Below are 22984 nucleotides of genomic sequence, written 5' to 3' on the forward strand. Positions count from 1 at the left end.
CAGGCGCCGCGGGCCCCAAGCCGGGGGGCCGTGCGCGCTCAATCCAGCTCGATCCCGTTCTTGCGGATGATGGGAAACCAGCGATCCGCCTCTTCCTTCAGGTAGGCGGAAAACGCCTCGGGCGTACCCGCCACGACTTCCATCATCTGGCTGTCGAACGCCTTGCGCGCCTCGGGTTCCTCCAGCGCCCGGACGACCTCGTCGTGGATGCGGGACTTCAAGGCCGGATCCAGGCCGGCCGGCGCGACGATCCCCATCCAGGCACCGGTGTCCACGCCCTTCATGCCCTGTTCGGCCAGGGTCGGGACCTCGGGCATGAAGCGGGTGCGGGCGCCGGTGGTGACGGCGATGGCGCGCAGCTTGCCGGCCTTCACGAAGGACTGCACCGCGGCGGCGGGCAGGCACGCCATGTCGACATCGCCGGCGAGCAAGGCGGTCACAGCCTGGCTCGAACCGCCGTACGGCACATGGACGATGCTGGTGCCGCTGCGCGAGGCGACCAGTTCCATCGTCAGGTGCGACAGCGAGCCATTGCCGATGGAGGCGTAGTTGAACTTGCCGGGCGACTGCCTGAGCAGCGCGACCAGTTGCTCCAGGTTGGCAGCAGGCAGTCCGGCACGTGCGACGATCACGCTGGGCTGCATCACGGCGATGGTGATGGGCGTCAGGTCGCGGTCCGGGTCATACGGCATCTTCTTGTAGAGCAGCTTGTTGTTCACCAGCGGACCGGTGATGCTTACGCCCAGCGTCAGGCCGTCGGGCGCCGCCTTGGCGACGTGGTCGGTGCCTATCATGCCACCGGCGCCGGCCTTGTTCTCGACGACGAAAGTCTGCTTGAGCCGCTTGGACAGGCGTTCGGACAGCACTCTGGCCAGGGTATCCGGCGTGGAAGCCGGAGCGAAGGGAGCGATGATGCGCACCGGCCTCTCGGGCCATTGCGCATGGGCGGGAACGGCCAGCAAAGGGGCGAAAAACATGGCCGCAGCCAGGCGTCTGATCACGATATTGTCTCCTTGTGATGAAGAAAATTACCTACTGCCGCCAGGCCTACATGTCCCGGCCCAGGTAGGCGCCGTCCCGCTCCAGCACTTGCTGCAGGGCGGCCACGTCGAGTCGGCGCGGCGCCACGCCGGCGCGCAGCGACAGGGCCGCCGCCGTGCCGGCCGCCTGGCCCATGGCGAAGCACGGGCCGGTCACGCGCGCGGCCGACTGGCCCATGTGGGTCATCGAGGCGCAGCGCCCCGCGACCAGGAGGTTGTCCACGCCCAGCGGCAGCAGCATGCGGTACGGCAGGTGGTTGAAGCCCCTGACGTTGGGCACGTCGACGAACTTGAATACGATGTCGCCGGCGACGTGGGCCTCGACCGGCCAGCCGTTCACGCCTATGGTGTCCTCGAAGCTCGCGCAGCCCAGCACGTCGCCCTCGGTCAACTGGTATTCGCCGACGATGCGGCGCGTCTCGCGTATGCCGACCTGCGGCGCGATCTCCAGGATGTACGAGGCATCGAAACCCGGCGCGTACTCGCGCAGGAACTCGAAGAAGTCGCGGGCCTGGCGCCGTCCCTGCAACTCGCCCTCGCTCAGTTGCCAGGCATCGGTGCCGTCGATCGCGGTCCCGTCCGGGTTGCTGAGCTGGGTCACGTTGGCGCGCCATTCGACCGGATTCTTCTGCGGCCGCACGATGGGCGTCTTGCGGGCGAACCGGCGGCCGTCGCGGGCGGCCTCCTCCATCAGGCGGCCGAAGTGTTCCCAGGCCCTGCCGGCACGGGCCGGATCGACGTTGTTGACGCGGAACATGGTCGACGGATACAGCATGCCGCCGTGGCCATCGCCCTTTTCATAGGGCACGCCCGCCGCGGCCGCCATGTCGCCGTCGCCCGAGCAATCGATGTAGATCCTGCCGACCACCGCGGCACGGCCGGACTTGGTCTCGACCAGCAGCGCGGCAATCTCGGCCGGCGAGCGCATCAGCACCCCGGCCGCCTGCGCGTGGAACAGAAGCTGGCTGCCGCTGGCGACGACCAGATCGTCGGCGGCCAGTTTGTAGGCCGCGTTGTCGTAGGCCTGCGCCATGATCTTGTCCTGGAACATGCGATGCGGCTCGCACAAACCGCCCAGCTTCTCCAGCGTGGCCAGCAGTTCGTCCGCCAGGCCGTGCACCACGCGCCGGTTGTCGCCGAATACATTGGCGTGCAGGCCGCAGAAATTGGTCACGCCGGCCGCCGTGCCCATGCCGCCCAGGAATCCGTAGCGCTCGATCAGCAAGGTACGGCAGCCGTGGCGCGCCGCCGCGGCGGCGGCCGTCATGCCGGCGGGGCCGCCGCCCAGCACCACCACGTCGAATTCGCCCAGGATGGGGGTCTGCCGCGCGGGTTCGGTCACGCTGGCCGGATGTGCCGTTGTCATTGCTCCACCTTGTCATTCAGGGAAGCGGACATGTTATCTATTTCAAAACGGATTATCTGGTCTAATTCGAAGCACCAGTTTTCGCGTTTTGGAATAGAAAATGGATACCCTGGCCAACCTGCGCGCCTTTCTTGCCACGGTGCGCGGCGGCAATTTCTCGGAGGCCGCGCGCCAGCTCGATACCGTGCCCTCGGTCGTGGCCAAGCGCGTCGGCCATCTCGAATGGACCTTGGGCGCGCGCCTGTTCGAACGCTCCAGCCGCCGCGTGACGCTGACCGAGGCCGGCCACAAGTTCCACGCGCGGGCGCGCGCGCTGGTCAGCGATTTCGATGACATCGCCTCGGAACTCAAGCGCGACCAGGATGCGCTGGACGGCCACATCCGGCTGCGGGCCCCGACCTCGCTCACGGTGCTATACCTGGCCGACATCCTCGCGGCCTTCCAGCGGCGCCATGAACGGCTGACCCTGGAGGTCGCGCTGCTGGACCGGTCGGCCAATCCCGCCGAGGAAGGCTTCGACATCTCGGTCAGCGGCCGCGCCGACAGCTATGAGGGCGTGGTGGACGAGCCGCTGTGCCCGCTGCGCCAGGTCGTCTGCGCCGCGCCCGGCTACCTGGCGCGCCGGCCCGCCCCGCGCCATCCGCGCGACCTGGCCGACCACGACTGCCTGGTGTTCAATCCCACCGGCCACAGCTGGCACTTCAACAGCGCGAGCGGGCCCATCAGCGTCGACGTGCCCGCGCGCCTGGGCGCCAACGACAACTATGTGCTCTATGCCTCGGCCCGCGCCGGCAACGGCATCGCCGTCCTGCCCACCTATGTTGCGCGGCGCGCGCTCGCGGACGGCAGCCTGGTGGCGCTGCTGGAGGACCACCCCTTACAGGACGTATGGCTCAAGGCCCTGATCCCGGCCCGCAAGCGCGCCTTGCCGCGCATGGAACTGCTGCTGGCCTGGCTGCGCGACCACCTGGGCGGCACGCCCCCCTGGGAGAGATCCGGCGACGGCGCATGAGTCCGGCCTACTCCGGCCGGTTCCGCATCCAGTCCGCCGTGTTGTAGAACGAGGCCAGCAGCTTGTCGGCCAGCGCCGGCTCGACGCCGACCTGCTGCATCGCCCGGCCCATGCAGACCACCCACTGGTCGCGCTCCGTGGTGCCGATCGAGAACGGCAGATGGCGTGCCCGCAGGCGGGGATGGCCGAAGCGGCGAATGTAGTAATCGGGGCCGCCCATCCAGCCGCACAGGAACCAGAACAACTTCTCCCTGGCCTGGTCCAGCGACGGGCCGTGCGCGGCGCGCAGCTCCGCCAGGTCCGCGTCCAGGTCCATCAGGTCGTAGAACCGGTCGACCAGCTCGCGCACGCGCGCTTCGCCGCCGATCACGTCGAACACGGTCTGACCGGCCGGAGCCGGTTCCTCGGGCTCGCGTATCAATATCGTCTTGTCGTTCATCTCGGTATCATCGAAAAGCGCTAGGCTTCCCTGAGGGTCGCCAGCGGCGGCTGGCGCAGCACGCCGCGCAGCCCCATCCATCCCCCCGCCCAGGCGCACGCCACGCCCACCAGCAGCCCGGCCACCCAAACCCACGGGTTCGGCGTCAGCGCGAAGTTGAACACATGGCGGGCCAGCAACCACGCGATCACCGACGCGCCGGCCGCGGCCAGCACGCCCGCCGCGCCGCCTATGGCGGCCAGCTCCAGCCACTGCGCCAGCGACAGCTGCCGGCGCGTGGCCCCCAGCGCGCGCAGCAGCCCGGCCTCGCGCACCCGCTCGTCGCGGGTGGAGGCCAGCGCCGCATACAGGACCAGGCAGCCGGCGGCCAGCGTGAACAGGAACAGGAACTGCACCGCCGCCACCACCTGCTCCAGCACGTCCTGCACCTGTCGCAGGATGGCGCTTGTATCGAAGATGGTCAGGTTGGGAAACTCGCGGATCAGCGCGTTGGACAGGTCGGCCTGCTCGGGCGGCAGGTGCAGCGCGGTGATCCAGCTCTGCGGCATGTCGCGCAGCGCCGCCGGCGACAGGATGGCGAAGAAGTTCACCTGCATGGAATCCCAGTCCACCGCCCGCAGGCCGGTCACCTTCACGTCGACCGCGTTGCCGGCGATGTCGAACCGGAGCGTGTCGCCCAGGTTCACGCCCAGGGTCTTCGCGATGCCCTGCTCCATCGACACCTCGGCGGCGTCCGGGTCCAGCCAGCGGCCGGCCACGTCGCGGTTGTGGCCCGGCAACTGGTCCATGTAGGACAGGTTGAACTCCCGGTCCACCAGCCGCTGCGCGCGATCGTCCTGATAGTCGGCCGGCCCCACCGCGCGGCCGTTGATCTCGACCAGGCGCCCACGGATCATGGGGTACAGCTGCACGTGGCCCAGTCCCGCCTGCGCCAGGCGCTGCGTGACCACCTCGCGCTGGTCCGGCTGGATGTTGATCAGGAAACGGTTGGGCGCGTCGGGCGGCGCGGCGCTGCGCCAGCCCTCGACCAGGTCGCCGCGGGTGATGGACAGCAGCAGGATCGCCATCAGCCCCACCGCCAGGGCGCATATCTGCGCCACCGTGGCGCCACGGCGGCGGACCACGCCCGCCAGCGCGAAACGCAGGGCCACCGGCCCGCGCTGCCATTGCCGCAGCGGCTCCAGCCAACGCAGCCCCAGCCACGAGATGCCGGAAAACAGCAGGAAGCCGCCCAGGAATCCCCCGGCTACCATCAGGCCCAGCTTCAGGTCGCGCGCGAACCATAGCAGCAGCAGCGCGAAGCCCACCGCGCCCATGCCGTAGCCGAGCGCGGTGCGCGCCGGCGCGACGCCGGTGTCGCGGCGCAATACCCGGGCGGGCGCGACATGGCGCAACTGGGCCAGCGGCGGCAACGCGAAGCCCATCAGCAGCCAGACGCCGGCAAGAAAACCCTGTATCGCGGGCAGCGGCCCGGCACGCGGCAGATCGGCCGTGATCAGGCCGCCCAGCGCGGCGATCAGGCCTTCGTGCGCGGCATAGCCGAGCGCGCTGCCGACGGCGGCCGCCCCCAGGGCGATGATCAGGAACTCGGCGGCGAACAGCCAGGTCAGCGTGGTCTGCGTCGCGCCCAGGCAGCGCATCACCGCCACGCTGTCGAAATGGCGCAGCGTGAAGCGCCGTGCGGCCAGCGCCACGGCCACCGCCGCGATCAGGGCCGCCAGCAGGGCCACCAGAGACAGGAACTGCTGCGCCCGGTCGATGGTCCGCCGCATCTCGGGCCGGCCCGAATCCAGCGTCTCCACGCGCTGCCCGCGCTGCGGATGGGCCTGCAGCCAGGCCGCGTACTCGCGTGCCGCCGCCGGTTGTCCGGCGGCGAGCAGGCGGTAGGTGATACGGCTGCCGAAGGTCACCAAGCCGGTGGACGCCAGGTCGTCCTCGCGGATCATGACCCGCGGCGCGACGTTGATGAAATTCATGCCGCGATCGGGTTCCACCGTGATCACGCGTGCGATGCGGAAATGCCGGTCGCCCAGTTGCAGGTCGTCTCCCACGCGCACCTCCAGCAGCGACAGCAGTTGCGGGTCCACCCAGGCGGTCCCGGGCGCGGGGATCTCGCGCGTCGGTTGGTCGGGCGCGGTGGGGCCTTCGGCCACGCGCAGGCTGCCGCGCAGCGGATAGCCCGGCCGCACCGCCTTCAAGGCCGCCAGTTGCGAACGCGCGGCATCGCCCGTCCCGACGCTGGCCATGGAGGGAAACTGCAGGTTCTGGGTCACCGTCAGCCCCAGCCGGCGCGCCTCTTCGCGCGGCCCCTGGTCGATCGGGTTATCGGAAATCAGCACCACGTCGCCGCCCAGCAATTGGGCGGCATCCCGTTCCAGCGCCTGGCGGATGCGGTCGGCCAGGAAGCCCACGCTGGAAACCGAGGCCACGGCAATGACCAGCGCCATCGCCAGCAGCCTGAGTTCCCCGGCGCGCCAGTCGCGCACGGTCATGCGCCAGGCCTGGGCCAGGAGGGACAGCGGTGAGAACGAACGGATGTCGGTGGTCATGGCCGGCGGGAAAGGAAGTGGATCGAAGGCGAACGCCCGGGCGATGCATGCCGCGCTACGCGTGGCGTGCCGGGCAGCCCCGATAGGACCACGCCGGCCGCCCGCGGTTCACGCGGCCCCGCTACTTTACCGGAGCGCCGTCAGGCCACTGCCTTGCCCACCACGCCCTCGACGAACCAGTCCATGTGGTCGACGTCCTTCTGGCTCGGCACGCCGGATTGCTGGCGCACCTTGCCCTGGTTGTCCACCAGCCGGCCGCCGAAGGGATGGAGCGCGCCCGCCGCGATCTTGCCGCGCGCCTCGTCCACCGACGCGCGCACCGCCTGGGGCACCTTGGGCGACAGCGCCTCGAGCGCGATCATCCCGTCCTTGAGGCCGCCCATGATGGCCCGCGAGGTCCAGGTGCCGTCCAGCACTTCGCGCGCGGCCTGGATGTAATGGTCGCCCCAGCGATGCACGACGGCGCCGAGCTGGCGCGTCGGCGCATAGCGGCTCATGTCGGACGTATAGCCCAGCATCCACGCCCCCGCCGCCTCGGCTGCCTGCGCCACCGCGGACGACCCCGAGTGGTTGGTCAGCACGTCGGCGCCCTGGCGCAGCACAGCCTGGGCCGCGTCGCGCTCGCGCGGGGGATCGAACCAGTTCTGCGTCCAGACCACCCGCACCTGGACCTTGGGGTTGACGCTGCGTGCTGCCAGCGTGAAGGCGTTGATGCCCTGGATCACCTCCGGGATAGGCAGGGCCGCGACATAGCCCAGGACGTGGCTGCGCGTCATCGCCCCCGCCACCAGTCCGGCCAGATAGCGGCCCTCGTAGAAGCGGATGTTGTAGGCGCCCAGGTTGCGCGCGAGGCGGTAGCCCGAGGCCTGGTCGAACACCACGCCCGGGAACTCGCGGGCAACCCGCATCACCGCGTCCATGTAGCCGAAGGACGTGGTGAAGACGAGCTTGCAGCCCTGGCGCGCGAGATCGCGTATCACCCGCTCGGCGTCGGCGTTCTCGGGCACGTTCTCGACGACCCGGGTGGCCACCCGCGACCCCAGCGCGGCGACCATGGCCAGGCGGCCATCCTCGTGCTGGCGCGTCCAGCCCGCATCGGTGATGGGCGACATGTACACGAACCCCACGGACAGCGGATCGGCCGCCCGGGCCAGGCGCGGCATGCCCAGGGCCGCGCCGGCGATGGGCGCGCCCGCCGCCAGCCAGCCCAGGACGCGGCGGCGCCCCGCGCTGGCAAGGCCGGCCATGGTTTCCATTTCGTGGGGACAAGGTTGTTCACGGTGCGCAAGCGGCACCGAAACGAGGTTTTTCACGCTGGTTCTCCTCGAACACGGCTTCCCGGAAAAAGATCCGGCCGGCGGGAAGCTGCGCCGGGGCGGACACGAACGAACGCGCCATTTTATCATTCATTGAATCGGCCTATTGCGATGATTTATTCAATTCAATTTACCAATAACCCAGGGCGGCCTATCGTGGGGCCTCGACAATTCGGAGCTAGGCATGACGACTCTCACCACCGCAACGGGCGCGCCTGTCGCCGACAACCAGAACTCGAAGACCGCCGGCCCGCGCGGCCCCGTCCTGATCGAGGATTTCCACCTGGTCGAGAAGCTGCAGCACTTCAACCGCGAACGCATCCCCGAGCGCGTGGTGCATGCCAAGGGCTCGGGCGCCTACGGCGTCTTCGAGGTGACCAACGACATCACCCGCTACACCTGCGCCGACCTGTTCGCGCAAGTAGGCCGCAAGACCGACGTCTTCATCCGCTTCTCCACCGTGGGCGGCGAGAAGGGCTCGGCCGACACCGAGCGCGACCCGCGCGGCTTCGCCATCAAGTTCTACACCAACGAAGGCAACTGGGACCTGGTGGGCAACAACACGCCGGTCTTCTTCATCCGCGACGGCATCAAGTTCCCCGACTTCATCCACACCCAGAAGCGAGACCCGCGCACCAACATGAAGAACCCCACCGCGATGTGGGACTTCTGGTCGCTGTCGCCCGAATCGCTGCACCAGGTCACCACGCTGTTCTCCGACCGCGGCACGCCCGACGGCTATCGCGCCATGCACGGATTCGGCAGCCACACGTTCAGCATGCTCGATGCCCAGGGCCGGCGCGTCTGGGTCAAGTACCACGTACTCAGCCTGCAGGGCATACGCAACCTGCATCCGCGCGACGCCGCCCGGCTTGCCGGCGAGGATCCCGACTACGCCCAGCGCGACCTGTTCGAGGCGATCGAGCGGGGCGACTACCCCAAGTGGCGCTTCTGCATCCAGGTCATGACCGAGGATCAGGCGCGCGCCACGCCCTACGATCCCTTCGACCTGACCAAGGTCTGGCCCCACGCGGACTTCCCGCTCATCGACGTGGGCGTCATCACGCTGAACCGCAATCCGGAGAACTATTTCGCCGAGGTCGAGCAGGCCGCGTTCTCGCCGTCGGCGATCGTGCGTGGACTGGGCTTCAGCCCCGACAGGATGCTGCAGGCCCGCCTGTTCGCCTACCATGACGCGCACCTGTACCGCGTCGGCACGAACTACCAGGCGCTGCCGGTCAACCGGCCCCATGCGCCGGTGCGGACCTACCAGCGCGACGGCGCCATGCGCTTCGATGGCAACTTCGGCGGCGCCGCCAACTACGAGCCCAACAGCGTGGCCGACGCGCCCCGCCAGGATGCGGCGCACCGCGAACCGCCGCTGCCGCTCTCGGGCGATGCCGACCGCTACGACCATCGCGCCGGCAATGACGACTACACGCAGGCCGGCGACCTGTTCCGCCTCATGAGCGCCGGCCAGCAGGCCCTGTTGATCGAGAACATCGTCAACGCGATGAAGACGGTGCCGCGCGAGATCCAGGAACGCCAGATCGCGCACTTCGCCAAGGCGGATCCGCGGTATGGGGAAGGCGTGGCGAAGGGGTTGGGACTGGCCGCCTAGAGGCCCTTCACCGGCACCACGGTGCTAAGGGGGATCGACGGCAAGATGCGACTTCTTGAATGGCGAGGCGGGAAAAAGAATTCAACCGCAAAGAGCGGAGTTTCAAGAAGGGAATGGACGCCTAGACTGATCCCACCTTGTCACCACCGAGGAACATTGCCATGAAGCCCCGTTCCGTTTCTATGTTCAAGTACGACTTTCGCGCCCCTGGCAGCCAGGTGGAAGGCCCTATTCGCTTCGCCGTCGGTCAAGCAGCGCTGTGCGAAGTGCTTGTCGCCCGAAGCCGGCGCGGCATCTGCGCCATCTTCCTTGGCGAGGAGGCGCGGGCATTGAGCGACCAGCTCACGGCTGCCTTTCCGAATATCGAGTTGCAGCCTGATCAGCCTTCTCTGCGACACGAGCTGGGACAAATCATTGGCTTCATCGACCAAGACGCGTCCCAGGGCGTTATCAATCTCGACATCGGCGGCACCGCGTTCCAGCAGAAGGTCTGGCAGGTATTGTGCGGCATCCCGGCAGGCAAGATCCGCAGCTACAGCGACGTCGCGCGTGATCTCGGCGTACCGGAAGCCGTCCGTGCCGTAGCGGGTGCCTGCGCGGCCAACGTCCTGGCCATCGCCATTCCCTGTCATCGCGTGGTGCGCAGGGATGGCTCGATCTCCGGCTATCGCTGGGGCGTCGAGCGCAAGCGCACGCTGCTGGCCAAGGAAGCCGGCAAGGTGGCTGCAGGGTTCGCGGCATGAACGCCGTGGCAAGCCAGGGACTTGCCATGGCGCCCGAGACGTACGACTGGCCGGGCATCGAACAGTCGCTCGATGCACAGGGACATGCCGTGCTGCCCAACCTGCTGACGGCGGGGCAATGCGATGGCCTCGCAGCGCTCTATGCGCGAGAAGAAGGCTATCGCGCGCGGATCGTCATGGCTCGCCACGGCTTCGGGCGAGGCGAGTACAAATACTTCGCCTACCCCTTGCCACCGCTGCTCGACCAGTTGCGCCACGCGCTGTATCCCCGGCTGGCGCCGATCGCCAATCGTTGGAATCGACAGCTGAAGATCGGCGCGCAGTACCCTCATGACCTGGACGCCTATCTGCGCCGGTGCCATGAGGCCGGCCAGACCCGGCCGACGCCGCTGATCCTCCAGTACGGCGAGGGCGACTACAACTGCCTGCACCGGGATCTCTACGGCGATCACGTCTTTCCTTTGCAGGTTGCCATCCTGCTGTCGGAACCCGGCAGGGACTTCACCGGCGGCGAGTTCATCATGACAGAGCTGTCGAACAAGGGCCACCGCGCGGATGTCGTCGCGCTGCGCAAGGGCGACGCGGTGGTGTTCACTGTCAACCAGCGACCGGCAATGGGTCGGCGCGGCACCCGCAAGGTGGCCATGCGGCATGGCGTCAGTCGCATCCGAAGCGGTCACCGCCATACCGTGGGCCTGATCTTCCACGACGCGAAGTGACCATGGAAACGCTCGAACCTTAAAGGATGGGAGGAGTTCTCATGACCTCGCTTGACGCGCCCCTCGATCGCCTGAACTGGACGGACATCGGCCTGCAGCTCGATGCCGAGGGCTATGTCGTGCTGCCCGGTCTGTTGGGTGTGGACGTGGCGCGCGATCTGGCCCAACAGGCCACGGCGGCAGGCGCCCGCCGAGTGGCTTTGGAAGCCGGTAATCTTGGGCGCGGTGAGTTGTTCTACTTCGACGCCGGTATGCCGGCACCTCTGGAACTGTGGCGCACGGCGCTTTATCGCCGCCTTGTCGCCATCGCCAATCGCTGGAACGAAACCCTGGGCGTCGCTCTTCGCTATCCGGCGGAACTGGGGGACTTCTTGCGGCGCAACCGGGAGGCAGGCCAGACGCGGGCGCAGTCCCATCTGAGCCGGCTCGGCGGCGAAGGCCATGTATCGCTGCACCAGCGCAATGACGGCGAGCAGGTCTTCCCCATGCAGATCGTCGCCGTGCTGTCCGAGCCGGGCGTCGATTTCCAGGGAGGCGAATTCGTGATGACCGAGCAACGCCCGCGCATGCAGTCGCGGCCGGCGGTGTTGCCGCTCAAGCTTGGAGACGTGGCCGTCATAGCCACGGCGGAACGCCCCGTCAAGGGAAGCCAGGGCTATTACCGGGTCAACCTCAAACACGCCATCAGCCGTGTCCGCAAGGGCGAACGCATCGGCTTGGAACTGCTGTTCCACGATGCAGCCTGACGCTGCGGATGAACGGCACAGGCCCACCTCGGCCTGGAAGAAGACCCGTTCATGAACGCGCCACTGTCCATGTCCGCGGACAACCAAGAATTTTTCATCGACAGCCCGGAATGTCGTGCGTTTGAAACAGAACGGGCACAATGTGCCCGGCAAACACATTGGACGGCAATCCGCGCACCATGAAATTCAGTAGCCCCCAACGCCCCGCCCATCTTGCCCTGCTCACGGTGGCGGCGGTGCTCGTCCTGGGCATCGCCACCATCGCGGCCGCCTGGCTCACCCTGCGCGCCAGCCTGCCCCGGGTCGACGGAGAACTCGGCGCATCCGGCACGGCCCAGCCCGCCACGATCGCGCGCGATGCCCAGGGCAGCGTCACCATCCGTGCGGCCAACCGCGCCGACGCCGCCTACGCCACCGGCTTCGCCCATGCGCAGGACCGCTATTTCCAGATGGACCTGGTACGGCGCTCGGCCGCCGGCGAACTGGCCGCGCTGGTGGGCGAGGCCGCCGTGCCGCTGGACCGGCGCGTGCGCGTGCACCGTTTCCGCGCCCGCGCGGAGCGGGCCTACGCCGCGCTCCCGCCCGCCCACCGCGCCTTGCTGGAACGCTACGCGGATGGCGTCAATGCCGGCCTGGCCGCGCTCGGCGCACGGCCGTTCGAATACTTTTTGCTGGGCGCGCCGCCACAACCCTGGCGGCCCGTGGACACGCTGCTGGCCATCTATGCGATGTACCTGGACCTGCAAGGCGGCGAACTGCTGCGGGTGCGCTCGCGCGAGGCGCTGCGCGACCTCCTGCCCGCTCCGCTGCTCGCGGCGCTGCTGCCCACGCGCAGCCACTGGGACGCGCCGCTGGACCGCCCCCCTTTCCCCGCGCAGCCGGCCGCGCCGGACACCGCGCTGGTGGATGCGCATCCCGACTGGATCGACGCGCCCCGCGCGCCACGCACGCGCGGGGCGATTCCCGCCGAACTGATGGTGGATGCCGGTACCACTTCGTCGGCGCTGGGCAGCAACGGCTGGGCCGTGGACGCGCGCCATGGCGCCGGCGGCCGCGCGCTGGTGGCCAACGACATGCACCTGGGCCTGCGCCTGCCCAACGTCTGGTATCGGCTGACGCTGGAGTTTCCCTCGGCCTCGGGCCCACGGCGTATCAGCGGCGTCAGCCTGCCCGGCGCCCCCATCGTGGTGGCGGGCAGCAACGGCGACGTCGCCTGGGGTTTCACCAACAGCTACGGCCATTTCATCGACCTGGTGCGGCTGGAGCCCGATGCGGCCGATCCGTCGCGCTACCGGGGCCCGGCCGGCACGTGGGAAACCGCGCCGGAAACGATGGAGCGCATCGACGTGAAAGGGGCCGGGCCCGTCATGCTGCCCGTGCGCGAGACCCCATGGGGTCCGCTGCGGCAGGCCAACGGCAAGGTCTACGCGATACGCTGGATCGCCTACCTGCCGGATGCCGCCAACGTGGGGCTGGCCGACATGGAAGAGGCGCACGACGTCGAACAGGCGATGCACGTCGCGCAGACGGCCGGGATTCCCACGCAGAATCTGGTGGTGGCGGATCGCCGCGGCGACATAGGCTGGACGCTGGCCGGTCCCTTGCCCACCGCCACGCTCGATCCGCTGGGCTTTCCGGTCGAGGCGGACCATGCCGCGGCAGCACTCGCCCGCCTCGCTCCGGCGGACTATCCCGCGATCGTCGCCCCGGCCTACGGGCGGCTCTGGACGGCCAACAGCACCCAGCTCGCGAACGAAGCCACGCAACGCAGGATCGGGGACGGCGGCGCCGATGTCGGTGCCCGCGGAACTCAGATACGCGATGCGCTGTTCGTCGGCGAACGCTTCAGCGAGCGCGACCTGCTCGCCATCCAGCTGGACGACCGGGCCTCGTGGATCGCATTCCTGCGCGAGCAGGCCCTGGCCGAGTTGGACGACGCCGCCGTCGCCAGCCATCCGCGGCGGGCCGCCTTCCGGCGCATCGTGCAATCCTGGAGCGGACGCGCCGACACCGGCAGTGCCGCCTACGCGCTGCTGCGCGCCTACCACGACGCGTTGTACGACGCGTGGTTCGGCGCGTTGGACGAGCGACTGGCCGCCATCGACGGTGGACTGTCGATGCGCCGCGCCTCGTCGCGCGTGCTGGCCACCATGGAAAGCCTGGTGCGTGCCCGTGCCTGGAAACCGGCCTATGCCGCGGATTGGCACGCCTTCATGCTCGAACGCATCGACACGGCCATCGCCTCGGTCAGCGCCGACGGCCGCCCCCTGGACGAGATCCGCTGGGGCGACCGCAACCGCCTCGCCATGGAGCATCCCCTGGCCCGGGTGCTGCCGGCGGCCGTCAGGCCCTGGCTGTCGGCGCCTGCCCGCCCCATGCCGGGCGACATCCACATGCCGCGCATCCAGGGCCCGTCGTTCGGCGCGTCCGAGCGTTTCGTGGTGTCGCCGGGACATGAGGAACACGGACTGATGGAAATGCCGGGCGGCGCCTCGGGCCATCCGCTGTCGCCCTTTTTCCTGGCCGGCCACTCGGCATGGACGGATGGCAAGGCCACGCCCTTCCTGCCCGGCCCCGACGTCCATCGACTGACGCTGCTCCCGGCGGGATCCGGCCACTGACGCAAGGCGTAGCGCGGCCTAGCGTTCGGGCAGGAAGGGCCTGCCCAGCGCGCGCGGCATGTTCCGGCGCATCCAGCCGGGGTTGCCGCCGCGCAAGGCCAGCACCGCGACGGTGCAGACGTAGGGCAGCATCGCCAGGAACTGCGAGGGCACCTGAACGCCCATGCCTTGCAGCTGGAACTGCAACATGGTCAGCCCGCCGAACAGATACGCGCCCAGCAGGATGCGCACGGGATGCCACATGCCGAAGGCGATCAACGCCAGGGCCATCCAGCCCCGGCCGGCCACCATGCCCTCGCTCCACAATTGCGTATAGACCACCGACAGATACGCACCCGCGAGCCCGCAGCACAGCCCCCCCGCGAGGATCGCGAGCACGCGTATGCGGCCCACCGGATAGCCGAGCGCGTGCGCCGACTCCGGCGACTCCCCCACCGCCCGCAGCAGCATGCCGGCCCTCGTGCGGTACAGGAATACCGCCAGCAGGCCGGCCAGCGCCATCGTCGCGTACACCAGCGGATGCAGCGCGAACACGGTGCTTCCCAGGCCGGGAATGCCGCGCAGCCACGGTAGGCCTGCCTGGCCCTGCCCGAGCGAACGGCCGGCGTAGGACACGCCGGCGAAGGCCGATAGCCCCGACCCCAGCAGCATCACCGCCAGGCCGCTGCCGTACTGGCTGGCGTTGAAGACGACCACCAGCAGCGCGAACACGGCGGCCAGCGCAGCCCCTGCTCCCGCCCCCGCCGCCAGCCCCCATACCGGGCTCCCGGTGTGGAAGGCCACGGCGAAACCGGCGGCGGCGGCCAGCAGCATCATGCCCTCGGCCCCGAGATTGATCACGCCGGCGCGCTCGTGGATGGCCAGCCCCAGCGCCGCCAGCGCCAGCGGCGTGCCGGCGTTCAGCGTCGCGGCCAGGAGTTGCAGCAGGCTTTCCATGCCGCTCACCTTGCCACGGCCGCCGGGTGGCGCCGGCGGATGCGATAGCGCACCAGCGTATCGCCCAGCAGCAGCAACGCCAGCGCCAGCCCCTGGAACACGCCGACGATGGAAGCCGGCAGGCCGAGGCGCGACTGCGCCAGCTCCCCGCCTATGTAGAACGCCGCCATGACCAGGCCGGCCAACAGCGCGCCGGCCGGATGCAGGCGCCCCAGGAAGGCCGCGATCACCGCCGCGAAACCATAGCCCGGCGACACCGAAGTCGTGAGCCGCTGCATCGGCCCCGCGACTTCGCCTATGCCGGCCAGCCCGGCCAGCGCGCCGCATGCCAGCATGGAAGTCCACAAGGCCTGGCGCGGCGAATACCCCGCATAGCGCGCGGCGGCGGGCGCGGCGCCCGTCACGCGCAGGCGGAAGCCCGGATGGGAACGCGCCAGGAACAGCCAGGCCGCGCCGGTGGCCGCGAGCGCCAGCCACAGCCCGGCGTGGGCGCGTGTGCCCTCCCAGAGCACGGGCAGGGCGGCCGCCTCGTCGAACGATCGGGACTGCGGGAAGTTGTAGCCGTAGGGATCGCGCCAGGGTCCGAACACCAGATAGCCGAGCAGGAGCTGCGCCACATAGGTCAGCATCAGGCTGACCAGCATTTCATTGGCGCCGAACCGGTCCTTGAGCCAGGCCGTCAGCGCGGCCCACAGCATGCCCCCCAGCATGCCCGCGGCCATGACCAGCACCACGTAGCCCCGCCACGTGTCCGGCCCGGCCAGCAGCGCCACGCCGCCGCCGGCGATGGCGCCGGCGATCAGCTGCCCTTCGGCGCCGATGTTCCAGACGTTGGCGCGAAAGCACAGCGACAGGCCCACCGCGCACAAAACCAGCGGCACCGCCTTGACCGCGAGTTCGCCCCATGCGTAGACGCCGTTGAAAGGCTCGACCAGGAACAGCCGCAACCCTTGCCAGGCATCGATGCCCAGCGTCGCGAACAGCGCGGCGCCGCCCAGCATGGTCAGCGCCAGCGCGGCCAGCGGCGACAGCCAGGCCGCCAGCCGCGAGACGGAGGCACGCGGCTCAAGCTGGATCATGGGTCCACCGCCCTTCCATCCAGCGGCCCAGCATGTCGGCCGTGACCTGGGCGCGCGCCACCGCCGGCGACAGCCGCCCGCCTGCCATGACCGCCAGCCTGTCGCACAGCGCGAGCAGTTCGTCCAGGTCCTCGGAAATGATCAGGACCGCACCGCCGGCGTCGCGCAGATCGATCAGCGCCTGGTGGATGCGCGCGGCGGCGCCGACGTCCACCCCCCAGGTCGGCTGCGCCGCCAGCAGCACGCGCGGCGCACCGTCGAGTTCGCGGCCCACCATGAATTTCTGCAGATTGCCGCCGGACAGGCTGCGTGCCGGTGCGCGCGGCGATGCCGCCCGCACGCCGTGGCGCGCGATGACGCGGGAGGCGGCCTCGGCCAGCCCGCGCCGCCGTATCCAGCCTCCGGATGACGCTTGACCGGATGCCATGGTCAGCAGCATGTTCTCGTCCAGCCCCATCTCGGGCACGCATCCGCGTCCCAGGCGTTCCTCGGGAATCGCGCGCAATCCCAGCCCGCGCCGCGCGGCCGGCCGAAGCCGGCCGATGGGATGTCCCAGCAGATGCACGGCATCGTGCGGCACGTGGATCTCCTCGCCCGACAACACCGACAGCAGCAGCGACTGGCCGTTGCCGGACACACCCGCCACGCCCAGTATCTCGCCGGCCCGCAGCTCGAACGAGACCTCGCGCAAGCCCACGCGCTGGCCGGGCGGCGCGGGCATCGACAGATGCTTCACGCGCAAGACCGGATCGCCCGCCGGCCGCGGCGAAGCGCTCCGGACCTCGTCCACCGCGCTTCCCAGCATCAGGGTGGCCAGTTCGTCCTGCGCCATTGCGCGCGGATCGACCACGGCCACCGCACGACCCGCCCGCAGCACCGTGCAGCGATCGCACAACTCGCGGATCTCCGCCAGCTTGTGGCTGATGTAGGCCACGCTGCACCCCTCGGCCGCCAGTTGCCGCAAGGTGGCGAACAAGGCGGTCCTGGCCTCGGGCGACAGCACCGAGGTCGGCTCGTCCAGGATCAGCAGGCGCGGCCGCGCGGCCAGGGCGCGCAGCAGCTCGACGCGCTGGTGTTCGCCCACCGACAGGTCGCCCACATGGGCATCGGGATCCAGGTCCAGGCGATAGCGTTCGATCAGCGGCGCCAGCCAGGCGCTCGCCGAGGCACCCCGGGACAGCTCGCGCGCCAGTGCGGCCGGCAACCCCAGCAGCACGTTCTGCGCCACCGTCAACGTGTCGAACAGCACGAAGTGCTGGAACACCATGCCCACGCCCAACGCGCGCGCATCGTCCGGCGCGCGTGGCGCCACCGGACGGCCGTCCCACAGGATCTGTCCCGCATCCGGCGCCAGCGCGCCGTACGCGATCTTCATCAGGGTCGACTTGCCCGCCCCGTTCTCGCCCAGCACGGCGTGGATCTCGCCCGGCGCGATGGCCAGCGAGACCTCGTCGTTCGCGAGAACGCCGGGATACCGTTTGGTGATCCCGCGCAGTTCGAGTCGAGGAACGGCCATGAGAACGAAGCGGGTGGACAGGAGGCGCTCATTGTAGACCGCCCCTTTTCGCGCCGCCCGCCTCGGGGCTTCATCGATACACGGGCGGAGGCCGGCAGTCTTTCCGTATGCGGGGCACGTCGCGCAAACCGTTCAGCACCATCCATTGATGCCGCCCCGTCGCGCTGCCCCGCTCCAGGGCCAGGTGGGCCCAGTGCATCGCCTCGCACGGATCGGCCTTCACCTTCGGTCCGTACAGGGCCGGACCGGCCAGCAGGACCGAGGCCAGCATCTCCTGGGCCTCCAGGTCGCCCCGCGTCGCGGCCTGCCGCAACCGCGCCAGCATCGTGCCGTAGTCCCCTTCCGAGCGAGCCTCCAGCGCCATCTGATAGAACTGCTCGGAGGTCGCGATTTCCGAAAGCGGCGGTGCCGCCGACGCAGCGGGAGCCACGACCGCCGCGGCAAACAGCCACGGCGCCGAGATACGAACCCAACGGGAAATAATGTGCGAGCGCTTCACGGCCGTCTCCTTTGACATGCCTATTGGGCCTGTCGGCGCGCTTTGGCACAATGCGGTTCTATGCCTCGTGCCTTCGGCTGTCCCGAAGGCACTCCACCACGGAGCATTTCCATGCGCCTCGATCTCGCGGACCTGCGCCTGTTCCTCGCCATCGTCGACGCCGGCAGCATCACGCAGGGCGCCACGCGCGCGAACCTGGCGCTGGCCTCGGCCAGCGAACGCCTGCGCAACATCGAGGCCGATGCCGGCGTGCGGCTGCTGGAGCGCCGCCATCGCGGCGTGGTCGCCACCGAGGCCGGCGAGGCGCTGGCCCATCATGCCCGGCTGATCCTGCGCCAGCGGGAACTGATGCAGGGCGAGCTGCTGGACTTCGCCTCCGGCGCCCGCGGGACCATCCGCATCCACGCCAACACCGCGGCCCTGACGGCCTTCCTGCCGCGCAAGCTGGCCCCGTGGATGGCCGCCCGCCCGCACCTGAACGTCGACATCCGCGAGCGCACCAGCAAGGAAATCGTCAAGGCGGTCTCCGCCGGACTGGTCGAAGCCGGCATCACTTCGGACCAGGTCGATGCCGCCGGGCTGCAACTGCACCCCGTCGCCACCGACCACCTCGTCCTGATCACCGCCCGCGGCCACCCCCTGGCGCAGCGGCGCGTGGTCCCGTTCGCCGAGATCGTGCGCGAGCCCTTCGTGGGACTGGCCCCCGGCAGCGCGCTGCAGGACCACATCGACGAACATGCGCGGCGCGCCGGCCACGCACTGGCCCTGCGGATCAGGATGAACACCTTCGGCGGGCTGTGCGAAATGGTCTCGCACGGCGTAGGCGTGGCCGTCATTCCCGACAGCATCGCCCAGAGCCATCGCCGCCGCCATCCCTACCAGCGCATCGCGCTGGCGGACGCCTGGGCCCACCGCCGCCTGTGCCTGTGCCTGCGCGACTGGGCCGGCCTGTCGGCCCCGGTCCGGGACCTGCTGAGCCACCTGGCCGGCGATGCCGGCGTGCCGCTGCTGCCTTAGGGTACCGCTGCGATATTCGTGTCCGAGTGCACTCGGCCATATCGCGAGGATGTTGATACATTCCTCGGTGCAACGGCCCGCCTCCACGAGAGATAGCTAAAGCTCCCGGCGGTGCTTCGAACAACCACTTGCGAAAGTCCCAATTTGGGACTAATCTTAACTCATGCGGGTCATTGCCGTCAGCACATTGCGCCAGTTCTGGAAAACCCATCCGGACGCAGAGCAACCCCTCAAGGCTTGGGTGGATGAAGCAAGCCAAGCCACATGGACGCAACCTTCGGATATCAAGGCTCATTACCGCAGCGCCAGCATCCTCAAGAATCGTCGCGTGGTTTTCAACATCAAAGGCAATGACTATCGATTGATCGTCGCGGTCGCCTACCGCTTGCGCATCGTCTATGTGAAGTTCGTGGGGACACACTGGGAATATGACGCGATCGATGCCGAGACCATAGAAATGGAGTAAGACATGGAGATTCGCCCCATCCGTAGCGAAGCGGACTACAAGATGGCCCTGAAAGACATCTCACGCCTCATGGAAAGCGATCCTGAACCCGGAACGCCGGATGGCGATCGCCTGGACATCCTGGCTACGCTGGTACAAGCCTACGAAGCCAGACACTTTCCCATCGACCTGCCCGACCCCGTCGAAGCGATCAAATTCCGCATGGAGCAAGCCGGCCTGACCGCCAAAGACCTCGAGCCCATGATCGGCCGCCGCAACCGCGTCTACGAAATCCTGAACCGCAAGCGCAGCCTGACACTGCAAATGATCTGGAATCTGCACAAAGGGCTAGGCATCCCCGCCGAAAGCCTGGTCAAACCCCCGTCGAACTCCTGATCTCCCGGTAGGACCACGGTGGCCTGCGAAGAAAATCGCAACACGATCCCACCGCTCGCTCCGGATCCTCACACTTAGAGAAGCGCCTCGATTCCCTTGCGCCGGATAACGTTCAACAGTGCCAGCGCAGGGCCTTTCGCATGCGTCGCGCCGCGCTCGAGCTGCGAGACATAGCCCGGCGTCATATTGAGATACCGGGCAAGCGCGGCTTGACTGAGGTGAGCCTTCTCGCGCACTTCCCGCACTTGAGCCGCGGTAATAGGCTCCGAGGTAGGCAGCGCATCCGCTCCCAGGTGGCGGCAGTGATTTTCTGATGCGTCGCCTTGTCCATGATCCCCAAGCGGTGCTGGGAGTCGGCCATTTCCAGAAGTTCACTGGCCAAGCGGCCAGGCTTGCTCGTCGTCATGTGTCGTCTCCTCATAGGATGGAAACATCCCACAAAATAAAAAACGGCGCCCCACAGGACGCCGTCAGCACTACACCCCTCCCCCCGACCCAGGGCACAGCGGATCCGGCTCCGCCGGTCCGCCAGTGCCGCCCGGGGGACCCGCCGCTGGGCCGCCCCAAGGCGGGTCCCCGCCCCCTCGGGGGGCTGCCGCGTAGCGGCTGGGGGCTCGCCATGCTGGGCGCCCGAAGGGCGTAGGGGGGGACCGCCTATTCAGCCGCAATCGCCTTCATCGACAGACGCAGGCGGCCCTTGTCATCGGCCTCGATGACCTTGACGCGGACCTGCTGGCCGACCTTCAGCACATCGTTGATGTTGGCGATGCGATGGTTGGCGATTTCCGAGATGTGCAGCAGGCCGTCGCGGCCCGGCAGCACCTGGACGATGGCACCGAAATCCAGCAGGCGCAGCACGGCGCCCTCGTAGATCTGGCCCACTTCCACGTCGGCGGTCAGGTCGGCGATGCGACGCTGCGCTTCCTTGGCGCGGTCCAGGTCGGCGCTGGAGATGACGATGGTGCCGTCGTCCGAGATGTCGATCTGCGTGCCGGTTTCCTCGGTCAGCGCACGGATGGTGGCGCCGCCCTTGCCGATCACGTCGCGGATCTTCTCGGGGTTGATCTTCATGGACAGCATGCGCGGCGCGAACGCCGACAGCTCGCCGCGCGAACCTTCCAGGGCCTCGCGCATCTTTTCCAGGATGTGCAGGCGGCCTTCGCGGGCCTGGGCCAGCGCCACCTGCATGATTTCCTTGGTGATGCCCTGGATCTTGATGTCCATCTGCAGCGCGGTCACGCCATTGACGGTACCGGCCACCTTGAAGTCCATGTCGCCCAGGTGGTCTTCGTCGCCCAGGATGTCGGTCAGCACGGCGAACTTGCCGCCGTCCTTGATCAGGCCCATGGCCACGCCGGCCACGTGATCCTTGATCGGCACGCCGGCGTCCATCATGGCCAGCGAGCCGCCGCACACGGACGCCATCGACGACGAACCGTTCGACTCGGTGATTTCCGACACCACGCGGATGGTGTACTGGAAGTCCTGCGGCGCGGGCAGCAGCGACACCAGGGCGCGCTTGGCCAGGCGGCCGTGGCCGACTTCGCGGCGCTTGGGCGTGCCGATGCGGCCGGTTTCGCCGGTGGCGAACGGAGGCATGTTGTAGTGGAGCATGAAGCGATCGCGATACTCGCCCATCAGCGCGTCGATGATCTGCTCGTCCTGCTTGGTGCCCAGCGTGGCAATCACCAGGGCCTGGGTTTCGCCGCGGGTGAACAGCGCGCTGCCGTGCGCGCGGGGCAGCACGCCCAGGCGGATGCTGATCGGACGCACCGTGCGGGTATCGCGGCCGTCGATGCGGGGCTCGCCGTTCAGGATCTGGCCGCGCACGATCTGCGCTTCGAAGTCGAACAGGATGTTGTCCACTTCGACGCCGTCGACCGCGGTACCCGAGGCCTCGGCCTGGGCGGCCAGCTTGGCGTGCACGTCGGCATAGACTTCGCGCAGCTTGGTGGTGCGCTCCTGCTTGGAGCGGATCTGGTAGGCGGCCTTCAGGCCTTCCTCGGCCACGGCGCGCACCGAGGCGATCAGTTCCTCGTTCTTGGCGGCGGGCTTCCAGTCCCATTCGGGCTTGCCGGCTTCGCGCACCAGGTCGTTGATCGCATTGATGACGGTCTGCATCTGCTCGTGGCCGTAGACCACGCCACCCAGCATGACCTCTTCGGACAGTTGCTGGGCTTCGGATTCGACCATGAGCACGGCGGCATCGGTACCGGCCACCACCAGGTCCAGCTTGGAGGTCTTGAGCTGCGAGGCGGTGGGGTTGAGCACGTACTGATCATCGATCCAGCCCACGCGCGCGGCGCCGATCGGGCCGTTGAACGGGATGCCGGAGATGGCCAGGGCGGCCGACGAACCGATCATCGCGGCGATGTCGGGATCGATCTCGGGATTGACCGACAGCGTGTGGATGACCACGTGCACGTCGTTGTAGAAGCCCTCGGGGAACAGCGGACGCAGCGGCCGGTCGATCAGGCGCGAGGTCAGCGTTTCCTTCTCGGAGGGCTTGCCCTCGCGCTTGAAGAACCCGCCCGGGATGCGCCCGGCGGCGTAGGTCTTCTCGATGTAGTCGACGGTGAGCGGGAAGAAATCCTGGCCGGGCTTGGCTTTCTTGGCCCCGACCACGGTTGCCAGCACGACGGTGTCCTCGATGGACACCATTACCGCGCCCGAAGCCTGGCGAGCAACCTCGCCGGTTTCGAGCGTGACGGTATGCTGGCCATATTGGAAGGTTTTTGTGACTTTATTGAACATGACAGGCATCCTTTGCGATTGCCCTTCTGAAACGAAAATGCCTGTGACAGGCGGTCCCTGACACAGGCACTCTCATATTTCAGGAGGGGGTTGCTAGAGTGCCGGCTGCGTCGCGCCCGAACAGGAAGCGACGAAACCGGCAACCACCGGAAACGCGGAGCGGCGCTGCG

At 68.6% G+C, this 22984-nt stretch carries 19 protein-coding genes; 9 read left to right on the top strand and 10 right to left on the bottom strand.

Annotation, left to right across the window (positions count from 1 at the left end):
* Positions 1 to 38 precede the first annotated feature (38 nt).
* Positions 39 to 1001: a tripartite tricarboxylate transporter substrate binding protein gene (locus N5K27_RS14715; RefSeq protein ID WP_254914683.1), complete on the bottom strand. Its 963-nt coding sequence runs from the start codon at positions 999 to 1001 to the stop codon at positions 39 to 41.
* Between the two features lie 46 nt (positions 1002 to 1047).
* Complete coding sequence (locus N5K27_RS14720; protein WP_087841325.1) at positions 1048 to 2406, bottom strand: FAD-dependent oxidoreductase; 1359 nt, start codon at positions 2404 to 2406, stop codon at positions 1048 to 1050.
* Between the two features lie 100 nt (positions 2407 to 2506).
* On the opposite strand from N5K27_RS14720, the gene N5K27_RS14725 reads away from it, so the two are divergent.
* Positions 2507 to 3418, top strand: a complete 912-nt coding sequence (locus tag N5K27_RS14725) for a LysR family transcriptional regulator (RefSeq protein WP_087841326.1) — start codon at positions 2507 to 2509, stop codon at positions 3416 to 3418.
* A gap of 7 nt (positions 3419 to 3425) precedes the next feature.
* Here the strand turns inward: N5K27_RS14725 and N5K27_RS14730 are convergent, their stop codons facing one another.
* The 3 genes from N5K27_RS14730 to N5K27_RS14740 form a co-directional block, all read right to left on the bottom strand.
* Positions 3426 to 3857, bottom strand: a complete 432-nt coding sequence (locus tag N5K27_RS14730; protein ID WP_132980096.1) for a group II truncated hemoglobin — start codon at positions 3855 to 3857, stop codon at positions 3426 to 3428.
* Between the two features lie 20 nt (positions 3858 to 3877).
* Positions 3878 to 6406: an FtsX-like permease family protein gene (locus N5K27_RS14735; RefSeq protein ID WP_279817294.1), complete on the bottom strand. Its 2529-nt coding sequence runs from the start codon at positions 6404 to 6406 to the stop codon at positions 3878 to 3880.
* Positions 6407 to 6546: 140 nt separating this feature from the next.
* Positions 6547 to 7719 (bottom strand): BMP family ABC transporter substrate-binding protein, encoded by a 1173-nt coding sequence (locus tag N5K27_RS14740; RefSeq protein ID WP_279817295.1) that lies wholly within the window; start codon positions 7717 to 7719, stop codon positions 6547 to 6549.
* 187 nt (positions 7720 to 7906) lie between these two features.
* On the opposite strand from N5K27_RS14740, the gene N5K27_RS14745 reads away from it, so the two are divergent.
* The 5 genes from N5K27_RS14745 to N5K27_RS14765 all read left to right on the top strand — a co-directional run bounded on the left by N5K27_RS14745 (position 7907) and on the right by N5K27_RS14765 (position 14172).
* Positions 7907 to 9343 (top strand): catalase, encoded by a 1437-nt coding sequence (locus N5K27_RS14745; RefSeq protein ID WP_279817297.1) that lies wholly within the window; start codon positions 7907 to 7909, stop codon positions 9341 to 9343.
* A 161-nt stretch (positions 9344 to 9504) separates the two neighbouring features.
* Positions 9505 to 10086, top strand: a complete 582-nt coding sequence (locus N5K27_RS14750) for a methylated-DNA--[protein]-cysteine S-methyltransferase (protein ID WP_279817299.1) — start codon at positions 9505 to 9507, stop codon at positions 10084 to 10086.
* Positions 10083 to 10805, top strand: a complete 723-nt coding sequence (locus tag N5K27_RS14755) for a 2OG-Fe(II) oxygenase (protein WP_132980095.1) — start codon at positions 10083 to 10085, stop codon at positions 10803 to 10805. Before N5K27_RS14750 ends, N5K27_RS14755 begins: the two co-directional genes overlap by 4 nt.
* 41 nt (positions 10806 to 10846) lie before the next feature.
* Positions 10847 to 11551: a 2OG-Fe(II) oxygenase gene (locus N5K27_RS14760; protein ID WP_132980094.1), complete on the top strand. Its 705-nt coding sequence runs from the start codon at positions 10847 to 10849 to the stop codon at positions 11549 to 11551.
* A 179-nt stretch (positions 11552 to 11730) separates the two neighbouring features.
* Positions 11731 to 14172 carry a penicillin acylase family protein gene (locus N5K27_RS14765; protein WP_279817303.1) on the top strand — a complete coding sequence of 814 codons (2442 nt, stop codon included), beginning with the start codon at positions 11731 to 11733 and terminating at the stop codon, positions 14170 to 14172.
* Between the two features lie 18 nt (positions 14173 to 14190).
* On the opposite strand, the gene N5K27_RS14770 is transcribed toward N5K27_RS14765, so the two are convergent.
* From N5K27_RS14770 to N5K27_RS14785, 4 genes are all read right to left on the bottom strand, one after another.
* Positions 14191 to 15108: an ABC transporter permease gene (locus tag N5K27_RS14770; RefSeq protein ID WP_087841333.1), complete on the bottom strand. Its 918-nt coding sequence runs from the start codon at positions 15106 to 15108 to the stop codon at positions 14191 to 14193.
* Positions 15109 to 15113: 5 nt separating this feature from the next.
* The gene (locus tag N5K27_RS14775) at positions 15114 to 16187 is read right to left on the bottom strand and encodes an ABC transporter permease (protein ID WP_279817307.1); all 1074 of its coding nucleotides are present in this window, start codon (positions 16185 to 16187) and stop codon (positions 15114 to 15116) included.
* On the bottom strand, positions 16174 to 17703 hold the full coding sequence (locus N5K27_RS14780; RefSeq protein WP_279817309.1) for an ABC transporter ATP-binding protein: 1530 nt from the start codon (positions 17701 to 17703) through the stop codon (positions 16174 to 16176). Before N5K27_RS14780 ends, N5K27_RS14775 begins: the two co-directional genes overlap by 14 nt.
* Positions 17704 to 17773: 70 nt before the next feature.
* Positions 17774 to 18202: a hypothetical protein gene (locus N5K27_RS14785; RefSeq protein WP_087841336.1), complete on the bottom strand. Its 429-nt coding sequence runs from the start codon at positions 18200 to 18202 to the stop codon at positions 17774 to 17776.
* Between the two features lie 111 nt (positions 18203 to 18313).
* Here N5K27_RS14785 and N5K27_RS14790 point away from each other — a divergent pair, with 111 nt between their 5' ends.
* The 3 genes from N5K27_RS14790 (at position 18314) to N5K27_RS14800 (ending at position 20060) form a co-directional block, all read left to right on the top strand.
* Positions 18314 to 19219, top strand: a complete 906-nt coding sequence (locus tag N5K27_RS14790) for a LysR family transcriptional regulator (protein ID WP_087841337.1) — start codon at positions 18314 to 18316, stop codon at positions 19217 to 19219.
* Between the two features lie 163 nt (positions 19220 to 19382).
* Entirely contained in the window at positions 19383 to 19685 is a 303-nt protein-coding gene (locus N5K27_RS14795) for a type II toxin-antitoxin system HigB family toxin (RefSeq protein ID WP_087841338.1), read from the top strand.
* 3 nt (positions 19686 to 19688) lie between these two features.
* On the top strand, positions 19689 to 20060 hold the full coding sequence (locus N5K27_RS14800) for a helix-turn-helix domain-containing protein (RefSeq protein ID WP_087841339.1): 372 nt from the start codon (positions 19689 to 19691) through the stop codon (positions 20058 to 20060).
* Positions 20061 to 20714: 654 nt separating this feature from the next.
* Here the strand turns inward: N5K27_RS14800 and pnp are convergent.
* Positions 20715 to 22814: a polyribonucleotide nucleotidyltransferase gene (pnp, locus tag N5K27_RS14805; protein WP_087841340.1), complete on the bottom strand. Its 2100-nt coding sequence runs from the start codon at positions 22812 to 22814 to the stop codon at positions 20715 to 20717.
* Positions 22815 to 22984 lie beyond the last annotated feature (170 nt).

It is taken from the genome of Pigmentiphaga sp. GD03639 (assembly GCF_029845405.1).
In the GTDB taxonomy this organism is placed as follows: domain Bacteria; phylum Pseudomonadota; class Gammaproteobacteria; order Burkholderiales; family Burkholderiaceae_B; genus Pigmentiphaga; species Pigmentiphaga daeguensis.

Bases quoted from the DNA above. Each gene is read 5' to 3' on its own strand.
- N5K27_RS14735 (WP_279817294.1), bottom strand. From the start codon at position 6,406: ATGACCACCGACATCCGTTCGTTCTCACCGCTGTCCCTCCTGGCCCAG.
- pnp (WP_087841340.1), bottom strand. From the start codon at position 22,814: ATGTTCAATAAAGTCACAAAAACCTTCCAATATGGCCAGCATACCGTC.
- N5K27_RS14770 (WP_087841333.1), bottom strand. From the start codon at position 15,108: ATGGAAAGCCTGCTGCAACTCCTGGCCGCGACGCTGAACGCCGGCACG.
- N5K27_RS14745 (WP_279817297.1), top strand. From the start codon at position 7,907: ATGACGACTCTCACCACCGCAACGGGCGCGCCTGTCGCCGACAACCAG.
- N5K27_RS14795 (WP_087841338.1), top strand. From the start codon at position 19,383: ATGCGGGTCATTGCCGTCAGCACATTGCGCCAGTTCTGGAAAACCCAT.
- N5K27_RS14760 (WP_132980094.1), top strand. From the start codon at position 10,847: ATGACCTCGCTTGACGCGCCCCTCGATCGCCTGAACTGGACGGACATC.
- N5K27_RS14790 (WP_087841337.1), top strand. From the start codon at position 18,314: ATGCGCCTCGATCTCGCGGACCTGCGCCTGTTCCTCGCCATCGTCGAC.
- N5K27_RS14755 (WP_132980095.1), top strand. From the start codon at position 10,083: ATGAACGCCGTGGCAAGCCAGGGACTTGCCATGGCGCCCGAGACGTAC.
- N5K27_RS14720 (WP_087841325.1), bottom strand. From the start codon at position 2,406: ATGACAACGGCACATCCGGCCAGCGTGACCGAACCCGCGCGGCAGACC.
- N5K27_RS14765 (WP_279817303.1), top strand. From the start codon at position 11,731: ATGAAATTCAGTAGCCCCCAACGCCCCGCCCATCTTGCCCTGCTCACG.
- N5K27_RS14780 (WP_279817309.1), bottom strand. From the start codon at position 17,703: ATGGCCGTTCCTCGACTCGAACTGCGCGGGATCACCAAACGGTATCCC.
- N5K27_RS14800 (WP_087841339.1), top strand. From the start codon at position 19,689: ATGGAGATTCGCCCCATCCGTAGCGAAGCGGACTACAAGATGGCCCTG.
- N5K27_RS14725 (WP_087841326.1), top strand. From the start codon at position 2,507: ATGGATACCCTGGCCAACCTGCGCGCCTTTCTTGCCACGGTGCGCGGC.
- N5K27_RS14775 (WP_279817307.1), bottom strand. From the start codon at position 16,187: ATGATCCAGCTTGAGCCGCGTGCCTCCGTCTCGCGGCTGGCGGCCTGG.
- N5K27_RS14750 (WP_279817299.1), top strand. From the start codon at position 9,505: ATGAAGCCCCGTTCCGTTTCTATGTTCAAGTACGACTTTCGCGCCCCT.
- N5K27_RS14730 (WP_132980096.1), bottom strand. From the start codon at position 3,857: ATGAACGACAAGACGATATTGATACGCGAGCCCGAGGAACCGGCTCCG.